This window comes from Accumulibacter sp. (assembly GCF_036625275.1).
Classification (GTDB): Bacteria; Pseudomonadota; Gammaproteobacteria; order Burkholderiales; family Rhodocyclaceae; genus Accumulibacter.
Genome location: NZ_JAZKUD010000133.1, coordinates 1 through 6983, shown reverse-complemented (window position 1 = coordinate 6983; position 6983 = coordinate 1). Strand labels below are relative to the sequence as shown.

Annotated in this window: 3 protein-coding genes and 1 pseudogene; 1 reads left to right on the top strand and 3 read right to left on the bottom strand. The window is 63.4% G+C overall.

Features of this window, described 5'->3' with window-relative positions:
- Positions 1–321: 321 nt before the first annotated feature.
- On the bottom strand, positions 322–4341 hold the full coding sequence (purL, locus tag V5B39_RS21000) for a phosphoribosylformylglycinamidine synthase (protein WP_332344786.1): 4020 nt from the start codon (positions 4339–4341) through the stop codon (positions 322–324).
- 82 nt (positions 4342–4423) lie between these two features.
- Positions 4424–5821: an oxygen-independent coproporphyrinogen III oxidase gene (gene hemN, locus V5B39_RS20995; protein WP_332344785.1), complete on the bottom strand. Its 1398-nt coding sequence runs from the start codon at positions 5819–5821 to the stop codon at positions 4424–4426.
- A gap of 97 nt (positions 5822–5918) precedes the next feature.
- Between hemN and fnr the strand changes: the two genes are divergently transcribed.
- A complete protein-coding gene (gene fnr, locus V5B39_RS20990) occupies positions 5919–6662 on the top strand; it encodes a fumarate/nitrate reduction transcriptional regulator Fnr (protein WP_332344784.1) in 744 nt (247 codons plus the stop codon).
- A gap of 218 nt (positions 6663–6880) precedes the next feature.
- Here fnr and V5B39_RS22365 read toward each other — a convergent pair.
- A pseudogene (locus V5B39_RS22365) lies at positions 6881–6983 on the bottom strand (IS110 family transposase); the annotation flags it as partial.

The following is a 6983-nucleotide window of genomic DNA, read 5'->3' as shown; positions in this document are numbered from 1 at the left end:
CCCGCATTTGCGCTTCCGTAAAATCCAGTCTGAGCATGGCCTCACCCCATCTGCGAAAAACAATCGCTTCATCTTACCAGCAGCTGGCGCATGAAGTTAAGTATTCTGTGACCGTGCTAGGTATACGTGACCCGTTCGTCCGGTGGTGTGGGAGGGGGAGGCCGCGAGGCTTTCTCCTATCCCGATTGGCCAATTGTGTCTCCGCCAGCGCTGCCCTCGCACCGCGCTGTGGTCTGGACGACCCTATCTCCCTTGCGGGAACGGCAACATTGCTGCTCCGCCATCCGGGCAGGGCGGACACAAACGCCCGTCGCGCGCCGATCACCCCACCCAGCACCGCGCATTCCGGAACATCCGCAACCACGGCGAATCCTCCCAGCCACGCGCCTCCCAGTCGGCCGGGTGCCAGGACATCTGGACGCTGCGAAAGACGCGCTCGGGGTGCGGCATCATGATCGAGAAACGGCCGTCGGCGGTGGTGAAGCCAGTGGCACCCTCTGGCGAACCGTTCGGGTTATAGGGATAGACTTCGGTCGGCTGACCAAGGTGGTCGATGTGGCGCATCGCGACCAGCGCGCTCGCCTGCTGTGCCGCCGAGGCAAAGACGGCCTGCCCCTCGCCGTGCGAAACGACGATCGGCAGACGACTGCCGCCCATACCGGCGAAGAAGATCGACGGCGACTCGGATACCTCGACCATCGTAAAGCGCGCCTCGAACTGCTCGACGCGGTTGCGTTCGAAACGCGGCCAGGCACCGGCGCCAGGGATGATGGCCTTGAGCGCGCTGAGCATCTGGCAACCATTGCAGACACCGAGGGCAAAGGTGTCCGGGCGTGCGAAGAAGGCCGAGAAGCCGTCACGTGCGCGGTCGTTGAAGAGGATCGTCTTCGCCCAGCCCTGACCGGCGCCGAGTACGTCACCGTAGGAGAAACCGCCGCAGGCGACGATGCCCTTGAAGTCGGCCAGCGCGATGCGACCGGCGAGAAGGTCGCTCATATGTACGTCGATGGCGGCAAAGCCGGCGCGGTCGAATGCGGCGGCCATTTCGACCTGTCCATTGACGCCCTGTTCGCGCAGGATCGCGATTTGCGGTCGAACGCCGCGGTGGATGAACGGCGCCGCGACATCGTCGGCGGGATCGAAGCTCAGCGTCACCGACAGGCCGGGGTCGCCGGCATCGAGAATCCGGTCGTATTCCTGCTGCGCACATTCCGGGTGGTCGCGCAGGCGCTGCATGCGGAAACTGGTTTCCGACCAGGCGCGCTGCAGATCGACGCGTGCTTCGCTGAGCACTGCCCTGGCGTTGCGAATGATGCGGATCTGGTCCCAGGGGTTGGGGGCGCCGATGAACTGCGAGCAGGCGCCGAGGCCGGCGGCGCGCAGGACAGCCATGACCTGGCTTCTCTCGTTGCGGCGAATCTGCACGACGGCGCCGAGTTCCTCGCAGAACAGGGCGCGCATCAGCATTTCGAAGGAACGGCCGCCGAGCAGGTCGGGCCGCTTTTCGTTACCGTCGACGTCGTGGATCAGCGGGTCGTAGCACAGGCCGTCGGTGTCGATCGACACGCCACAATGGGCAGCGAAGGCCATTTCGCAGACGGTGGCGAAAAGACCGCCGTCTGCGCGGTCATGGTAAGCGAGCAGCAGATGGGCGGCAGCGAGTTGGCGGATCGCAGCGAAGAAAGCGGGCAGGCGGGCGGGGTCGTCGACGTCGGGGGCCTCGCTGCCGGTGGCGTGATACACCTGCGCCAGCGCCGAAGCACCCAGGCGATGGCGGCCGGCGCCGAGGTCGATCAATAACAGGTCGGTTTCACCAGCGTCGAGCCGCAGTTGCGGGGTCAGTGTCCGGCGGGCATCGTGCACCGGCGCGAAGCCGGTGACGATCAGCGACAGGGGCGAGACTACCTGTTTCTGGCGGCCTGGGTCGGCACCGGCGCTTTCCTGCCAGGCCGTCCGCATCGATAACGAATCCTTGCCGACCGGAATCGAGACGCCGATTTGCTGGCAGAGACCGGAGACCGCACGCACGGTATCGAACAGGCGGGCATCCTCGCCGGGGAAACCGGCGGCGGCCATCCAGTTGGCGGAGAGTTTGATCTCGCCGAGCGTCGCGATGTCGGCGGCGACGAGGTTGGTCAGCGCTTCGCCGACCGCCATGCGACCCGAAGCGGGCGCATCGATGACCGCGATCGGCGCGCGTTCGCCGATCGCGAAGGCTTCGCCACGGTAGCCGTGAAAAGCCATCAGCGTCACTGCGACGTCGGCACAAGGCAGTTGCCAGGGTCCGACCATCTGGTCACGTGCCGTCAGGCCGCCGACGCTGCGGTCGCCGATGCTGATCAGGAAGGTCTTGTCGGCAACTGCCGGCAGGCGCAGCACGCGATACGCGGCTTCCTTGAGATCCACCTCGGTGGCATCGAAAGGCACGCTCAGCGGCGGCAGATGCGTTACCACTCGCGTCATCCGCGGCGGCTTGCCGAGCAGCGCGTCGATGTCCATGTCCACCGGATGGTTGCCGAAATGGCTGTCGGCGACGAGCAGGCGCTTTTCGCGGGTAGTCACGCCGACGACGGCGAAGGGACAGCGTTCGCGTTCGCAGAGTGCCGAGAACTCGGCGAGGCGGCTGGGCGCAATCGCCAGCACGTAGCGCTCCTGGGCTTCGTTGCACCAGATCTCGGCCGGCGACATGCCGGGTTCCTCGATGTGCACGGCGCGCAGCTCGAAGCGTGCGCCGCTACCGGCGCCATGCGCGAGTTCGGGCAGGGCATTCGAGATGCCGCCGGCACCGACGTCATGCACCGAGAGGATCGGATTGCCGTCGCCGGGGGTGGCGCCGTCACCGTCAGGTGAACCCATTTGCCAGCAACGGTCGATGACTTCCTGCACGCGCCGCTGAATCTCGGGGTTACCGCGCTGCACCGAAGCGAAATCGAGGTCGGCGTCGTTGCTGCCGGTGGTCATCGAACTGGCGGCGCCGCCACCGAGGCCGATCAGCATGCCCGGTCCACCGATCTGGAGCAGCAGCGTGCCGGGCGGCAGCGTGCCGGCCTTGAGCGACTGGCTGGCGGCGATGTTGCCGACGCCGCCGGCGAGCATGATCGGCTTGTGGTAGCCACGCACGAGCGCTTGGTCACGGCTGCCGGTGAGTTGCTCGAAGCTGCGGAAATAACCGGCCAGGTTCGGGCGGCCGAATTCGTTGTTGAAGGCGGCCGCACCGATCGGCCCTTCGAGCATGATCGCCAGCGGCGAAGCGATGCGGGCCGGGCGGCCGTAGTCGGCGCTGGCGTGCTCCCAGGGCTGCGCGAAATCGGGGATGTGGAGGTTGGAGACCGAGAAACCGCAGAGGCCGGCTTTGGGTTTCGAGCCGCGGCCGGTGGCGCCCTCGTCGCGGATCTCGCCACCCGAGCCGGTCGCAGCGCCGGGGAACGGGGAGATCGCAGTCGGGTGATTGTGCGTCTCGACCTTGGCGAGAATGTGCGTCGGCTCTTCGTGATAGGCATAACGGGCATCGGCGCCGGCGTAAAAGCGCAGGACGCTGGCGCCTGTGATGACCGAGGAATTGTCCGAATAGGCGACGATGGTGCCATCCGGATGCGCCTGATGTGTCTCGCGGATCATTCCGAACAGCGTTTCGCTGCGTGGCTGCCCGTCGATTACCCAGGAGGCGTTGAAAATCTTGTGCCGGCAGTGCTCGGAATTGGCCTGCGCGAACATCATCAGTTCGACATCGGTCGGGTTGCGCTGCACCTTGAGGAACAGCTCGACGAGATAATCGACTTCGTCGTCCGACAGGGCCAGTCCCAGCCGGGCATTGGCTTCGACCAGCGCGGCGCGACCGCCGGCCAGCAGATCGACGCGGGTCAGCGGTTGCGGGGCAAAGTGGCGGAACAGGTCGGCGCTGCGCGCGAAGTCGTCGACAACGGTCTCCAGCATGCGATCATGGAGCAGGGCGGCGAGGGCTTCCCTCTCGGAGGCCGACAGTTTGCGTCGCCTGGCCTGGAGCCAGTAGGCAATGCCGCGTTCGATGCGCTCGATGGCCTGCAGTCCGCAATTGACAGCGATGTCGGTGGCTTTCGACGACCAGGGCGAGATCGTCCCGATGCGCGGCATGACGAGCAGCAGCTCGCCTGGGGTGTCGTTCGCGACCGGGCGCTCTTCGAGCAGGGCCGCGAGCTGCCGGCGTTCAACGTCGTTCAGCGGCCGCCGGGTGCTGACAAAGTGCCAATGCTCGGCAGCCACGATGCCCAGACCTGGCCCGACGGCAGCCACACGTTGCTGCAGGCCCTGCAGGCGGAAAGACGAAAAGGCGGGGGCGCCGCGGAGAAACAGGAGATCGGCCATGGTGGGCGGGCAGGGCAGGCGAGCTGCGCTCAAGGAAGGAACGGCGCGATTATAGCCGACCGGACGAAAAACCAAGGGAAGCTCAGATCACCTTCGAGTAGCGGGTACGCTGCCGGTCGGCACGCAGATAGCGGTCGAAGACCATCGAGATCGCCCTGACCAGCATGCGGCCGCGTGGCAGGACGCTGATCCATTTGTCGTCGACGCGAACCAGGCCGGCGTCGACCATTTCGTGGAGATCGTCGAGTTCGGTGGCGAAAGTGGTCTTGAAGTCGATCAGATGGGCGATTTCGATCGACTCGATCGACAGTTCGAAATGGCACATCAGCGACTGAATGATCGAACGCCGCAGCAGGTCATCGGCGTTCAGCTCGATGCCGCGGTAGACCGGCAGGGTGCCGCTGTCCAGCCGGTCGTAGTATTCGTCGAGGGTTTTCACGTTCTGACTGTACGTGGGTCCGACCTTGCTGATCGACGAGATGCCGAAGGCCAGCAGATCGCAGTCCGAATGCGTCGAATACCCCTGGAAGTTGCGGTGCAGACGCCCCTGCCGCTGCGCGACGGCAAGTTCATCGTCAGGTTTCGCGAAGTGGTCCATGCCGATGTAGACATAGCCCGCGTCGGTCATTCTGCGAATCGCCAGAGCAAGAATCTGCAGACGTGCGTCGGCAGAGGGCATGTCCGGCTCCAGGATGCGGCGTTGCGGTTTGAACAGGCTGGGCAGGTGGGCGTAGTTGTAGATCGAGACGCGATCCGGACTGAGTTCGATCACCCGGTCGAGGGTGCGGCCGAAGCCCATCACTGTCTGCTTCGGCAGGCCGTAGATCAGGTCGACGCTGATCGACTTGAAGCCGCTGGCGCGCGCGGCGTCGATGACGGCGCAGGTTTCTTCCTCGCTCTGCACACGGTTCACGGCCCACTGGACGCTCGCATCGAAATCCTGCACACCGACGCTCATGCGATTGAAACCCAGCTCGCCGAGCAGTTCGACGGTGGCGTGATCCACCTTGCGCGGGTCGACTTCGATCGAGTACTCGCCGCCTTCGATCAGCCTGAAGTGCCTGCGTGTCGCCGCCATCAACTGACGCATCTCGTCGTGTGACAGAAAGGTCGGCGTACCTCCTCCCCAGTGCAACTGCGCCACTTCCTGATCGCCGCCTTCGAGATAACTGCTTTGCAGTGCCAGTTCTCGGGCCAGGTATTTCAGGTATTTGGCCGAACGACCGTGGTCCTTGGTGATGATCTTGTTACATGCGCAGTAATAGCAGATGGTGTTGCAAAAGGGAATGTGGAAGTACAATGACAGTGGCCGGCTGATGGCGCCAATATTGCGCTTGCCGAGCCAGAGTCTGGAGGCATCTGCGCCAAAGGCTTCAACGAAGCGATCCGCGGTCGGGTACGACGTGTAGCGCGGACCGTTGATGTCGAAACGGCGGATGATCTGAGGATCAAAAATCAGGTTGCCTGTGGCAGAGTTCATGTTCCCACGACACGAATGCTTGTCTGCATTATCCGGCCGAGGCGATGCCGTCGGGTTGACGTGGATCAAACGCAGGGTTGAGAGAAAAAAGCTCAGGATGTCCAAAAATGCCGCGACTGCGAGGCTGGTCTTTGAAATCGTGAAAACCGCCTGTTCGAACTGCAACCTCCGCGAGTTGTGCCTCCCCATCGGTCTCGCTCCGGAGGAACTGAAGAAGCTCGACGAACTGGTTTCCGCGCGCCGGCGACTGAAACGAGGCGATTATCTCTACCGTGCCGGGCAGGTCTTCGAATCGATCTACGCGGTGCGCAGCGGTTTTTTCAAGACCGATGTGCTGATCGAGGATGGCCGTGATCAGGTCACCGGTTTCCAGATGACCGGCGAGCTGCTCGGCCTCGACGGTATCAGCAGTGAAATCCATACCTGTAACGCCATCGCCCTCGAAGACAGTGAAGTCTGTGCGATTCCCTTCTCGCATCTCGAAGGGCTGTCGAGACAAATCCACCCCTTGCAACATCATTTCCACAAGGTGATGAGCCGCGAGATCGTTCGTGACCACGGGGTGATGATGTTGCTCGGGACGATGCGCGCCGAGGAACGTCTGGCGGCATTTCTCCTCAACCTCTCGCAACGTTTCAAGGCCCGCGGCTATTCGCCTGCCGAATTCAATCTGCGTATGTCACGCGACGAAATCGGCAGCTACCTCGGCCTCAAACTGGAAACCGTCAGTCGAGCCTTTTCTCATTTCCAGGAGGAAAAACTGCTCGCCGTGCATCAAAGAAAAATCCGGATTCTCAATACCGAAGGTTTGAAGAAACTGATGACCCATCAGCGTGGTTGACGTGAAATCGCAGGGGAGGGACGAAGCTTGTCGCTCGCTAGCAGCCTGTCGGAGTAGCGGGGGTGAATGAAAGTGTTGGGAAATCCCGACAGTCTCCCCTCCCCCCTCGCGGGGGGCGAAGGCGGGGTTTCGCGGAGCACTGCTCCGCGCCGCCGCAGCCGGCCCGCGATGCAGCGCGGGCCGTGGGAGGTGCCGGGGGAGAGCAACTGTGTTCCCGGTCAAGCATTTTTAGAGACATTTTGATGTTCTGGATTCCACGGAATACCCGATTTGACGATGGCGTTCATAATCGTCAGCATCTTGTGCATGCAAGCGACCAAG